This window comes from Falsiroseomonas oryzae, from assembly GCF_027856955.1.
In the GTDB taxonomy this organism is placed as follows: domain Bacteria; phylum Pseudomonadota; class Alphaproteobacteria; order Acetobacterales; family Acetobacteraceae; genus Falsiroseomonas; species Falsiroseomonas oryzae.
Genome location: NZ_JAPSMD010000516.1, coordinates 1 through 3,339 on the forward strand (window position 1 = coordinate 1; position 3,339 = coordinate 3,339).

Below are 3,339 nucleotides of genomic sequence, written 5' to 3' on the forward strand. Positions count from 1 at the left end.
CGCCGGCGCGTCGGCCGGGCGCTGGGGCCCGCCGCGCACGCTGATGTTCCGCCGCGAGGGCGCGGAGCCCGTGGTGCTGGCCATCGCCGACCGCGACGCGCGCTGCTGGGCGGAGGCGGTGGACCGCGGCGCCGACCTCGCAACCCTGCCTGGCCTCGCGCTCTGCCTGCGGCTTCTGGCGCTGATCGAGGTGATCGCGCGCGCGCCATGGCTGGCCGGCCTGTTCGACCTGACGGCGCAGGGGATCGAGTTGCACCCGGCGCTGCTCAGGGCCGCGGCTTCGATGCCGCTCGACCGCGGGGCCAGGTTCGACGCGGTGGCCCTTCGGCGTCTATTGTCCCGCGGACTCGCGTCGCGGGCCTCCGCCTGACCCGCGAGACCACCCACCGGATCGAGCGCAGATGCCCCGTCCCGCCCCGAAGCTGACCATCCTGCTGGCCGTGCTGGCCCTGCTCGCGGCCTGTACGGCGCCGATCCAGGATTCGCGCATCCAGGCGCCGCACCTCGCCCTGCAGCAGGCGCCGCTGGCGCCGCCGCGCGGCGCGGAGGCCGATGCCCGCTTCCAGGCCTGCCGCGCGGAGGCAGAGCGCCTGGTCCTGTTCCGGGAGCGCGGCCAGAGCATGCGGAGCGACGACCTCGCCAGCAGCGCGGGCGGCTTTTCCACCAGCGAGGTTCTGCCGCGCTTCCGCCAGCAGTTGGACCAGGCCTCGAGCCAGGCCGAGCGTGACCGGCTGACGCGCGAATGCATGGCGTCCAGGGAACCCGTGCCGCAGGGCACCGGCGGGACGACGGGGCGCTGAGGCGGGCGGGGCCGGTGGCCTCGCTCGGCGGCCTCGGCCGCGCGCTCTCGCACCGCAACGCGCGGATCTTCTTCGGCGCCTCCTTCGCCGCCTGGACCGGGCTGTGGATGCAGCGCATCGCGGTGGCCTGGCTCGCCTGGGAGCTGACGCGCAGCCCCTTCTGGGTCGGGATGGTCGCCTTCTGCGACCTCGCCCCGGCCGTCATCGCCTCGCCCATCGCCGGCGCCGTCGCCGACCGGGCGGACCGCGTGCGGCTGGCCATGCTGACCCAGGCGGCGATCGCGCTGCAGGCGGTGACCGTCGCGGCCCTGGTCGCGACGGGGGAGATGACCATCGGCCTGCTGCTGGTGCTGGAGGTGGTGGGCGGCTTCGCCGGTGCCTTCGCCCAGCCGGCGCGGCAGGTGCTGATGCCCGGCATCGTGCCGCGCGCCGACCTGCCGGCGGCCGTCGCCTGCAACAGCCTGGTGTTCAACATCGCCCGCTTCGTCGGGCCCGCCATCGCCGGCCCCATCATCGCGGTCTGGGGCGTGGTGCCGGCCATCGCGCTCAACGCAGTGGGATATGCCGTGGCCTGCCTGACCATGCCTCTGCTGGCCATCGCGGCCACCGAGCGCCGCGGCCACGCCCCCGCTGCCAGCCTCTGGCGCGACGTGGCGGAGGGCGTGACCCATGCCGCCCGCCATCCCGGGATCGGGCCACTGCTGCTCTATGCCGCGCTCGCCGCGACGCTGCTGCGCGGCGTGCAGGAGATCCTGCCCCCCTATGTCGAGCGGCTGTTCGGCCGCGGCGCGGAGAGCCTGGCCATCCTGACCGCCTGCTTCGGCGTCGGCGCGCTGCTGGCCGGGTTGTGGGCGGCAAGCCGCGGCCGGCTCGAGGGCACGACGAGGCTGGTGATCTGGTCCGCCCTGGGGCAGGCGGCGTTCACGGCGGCCTTCGTCGCAACCGGCTTCTTCCCCTTCGGTATGCTGAGCGCTGCGCTGATCGGCGCCTGCGCCTCGGTGCATGGCATTTGCGTGCAGACCCTGCTGCAGAGTGCGACCGGGCCCGCCTTCCGCGGGCGGATGCTGAGCCTCTGGGGGCTGATCACGCGCGCCTGCCCGGCATTGGGCGCACTGGTGCTGGGCGCAGCGGGGGAGGCCTTCGGCCTGACCCTGCCGACGCTCGCCGTCGTGGTGCTGTTCCTCGGCGCCTTCGCCTGGGGACTGGCGAAGCTGCGACGGATGGAGCGCGAGCTGGAGGACGCGCCGCCCGACGTGGCGGCGCGGTAGATCGAGGGACGGAAGGGAGACGGGCGGGATGCTGGATGCCGCGATCGTGGGCATGGGCCGCTGGGGCCGGGTGCTGGTGGACAGCGTGCAGGGAAGGAACGACGCGGGCATCCGCTTCGTCGCCGGCTGCACCGGCACGCCGGAGAAGGCGCGCGGCTACGCCGCGGAGAAGGGCATCCGCCTGCACGAAAGCTACGAGGCCGTGCTGGCCGACCCGGCGGTGAAGGCCGTGGTGCTCGCCACCCCGCATGGCCAGCACGCCGCGCAGGTGATCGCCGCGGCGAAGACCGGCAGGCATGTCTTCGTCGAGAAGCCCTTCACGCTGTCCAAGGCCGATGCCGAGGCGGCGGTCGCCGCCTGCCGGGACGCCGGCGTGGTGATGGCGCTCGGCCACAACCGCCGCTTCCTGCCTGCGGTCGCGACGATGAAGGCGATGCTGGCGGAGGGCGCGATCGGCACGCTGCTGCATGTCGAGGGCCACATGAGCGGCCCCGGCGCGCTGGCCTACAAGCCCGGCATGTGGCGCGCCGACCGCAACGAGAGCCCGCTCGGCGGCATGGGCGGCATGGGCATCCACATGATCGACATGATCATCAACCTGGCCGGCCCGTTCCGCGAGGTGACGGTCAAGAGCCATGCCCGTGTCTCCACCTCGATCGACGACACGACAGCGATGCTCGGCCTGCTGGCGAGCGGCGCGACGGTGAACTTCGCCACCATCGCGCTGACCGCCCGGCTGTGGCGGGTCGCGCTGTTCGGCTCGACCGGCTGGCTCGAGCTGCACGGCATGGAGCGGCTGACCTACGCGCCCGTCGAGGGCGAGGGCTGGCTGAAGGACTTCCCGAAGACCGACATCGAGGCCGCTGAGCTGGCGGCATTCGCCGCGGCGGTGCGCGGCGAGGCGCCCTATCCGCTTCCGACGGATCAGGCGATCCACGGCGTCGCGGTGTTCGAGGCGATGATCGGCGCCGCCGCCTCCGGCAGCAGCTACGCCGTGGCGTGACAGGCCAAGGTTCTGGTATGCGGACGGCATGAACGCCGCCCGACGCACCCTGCTGGCCTGCCTGCCCGCCGCCCTGGCTCCGGCCGCGGCGCGAGCGTTCCGGCCCGAGGCTGCGACCGGCGCAGCGGCGGCCGAGCCTGGCGACGCGGCCTGCGCGGAGACAGCGGTGCATGACGCGATCCGCATGGAGCTCGAGCGGCTGGTGGATGGCCGCCCGGTCCCGCCGCCGCTGACCGCCCTGGCGCGCTGCCCGTTCTGCGGCTGCAGC

5 protein-coding genes are annotated in these 3,339 nt (G+C 74.2%); all 5 read left to right on the top strand.

Annotated features, from left to right (window positions below):
- The coding region (locus OZN99_RS28055; RefSeq protein ID WP_270938515.1) for a hypothetical protein at positions 1–370 on the top strand (370 nt) is incomplete at its 5' end.
- Between the two features lie 31 nt (positions 371–401).
- Positions 402–800 (top strand): hypothetical protein, encoded by a 399-nt coding sequence (locus tag OZN99_RS28060; RefSeq protein WP_270938516.1) that lies wholly within the window; start codon positions 402–404, stop codon positions 798–800.
- Positions 801–814: 14 nt separating this feature from the next.
- Complete coding sequence (locus tag OZN99_RS28065; RefSeq protein ID WP_270938517.1) at positions 815–2,068, top strand: MFS transporter; 1,254 nt, start codon at positions 815–817, stop codon at positions 2,066–2,068.
- 28 nt (positions 2,069–2,096) lie between these two features.
- The gene (locus OZN99_RS28070; RefSeq protein WP_270938518.1) at positions 2,097–3,071 is read left to right on the top strand and encodes a Gfo/Idh/MocA family protein; all 975 of its coding nucleotides are present in this window, start codon (positions 2,097–2,099) and stop codon (positions 3,069–3,071) included.
- Positions 3,072–3,099: 28 nt separating this feature from the next.
- The coding region (locus OZN99_RS28075) for a hypothetical protein (protein WP_270938519.1) at positions 3,100–3,339 on the top strand (240 nt) is incomplete at its 3' end.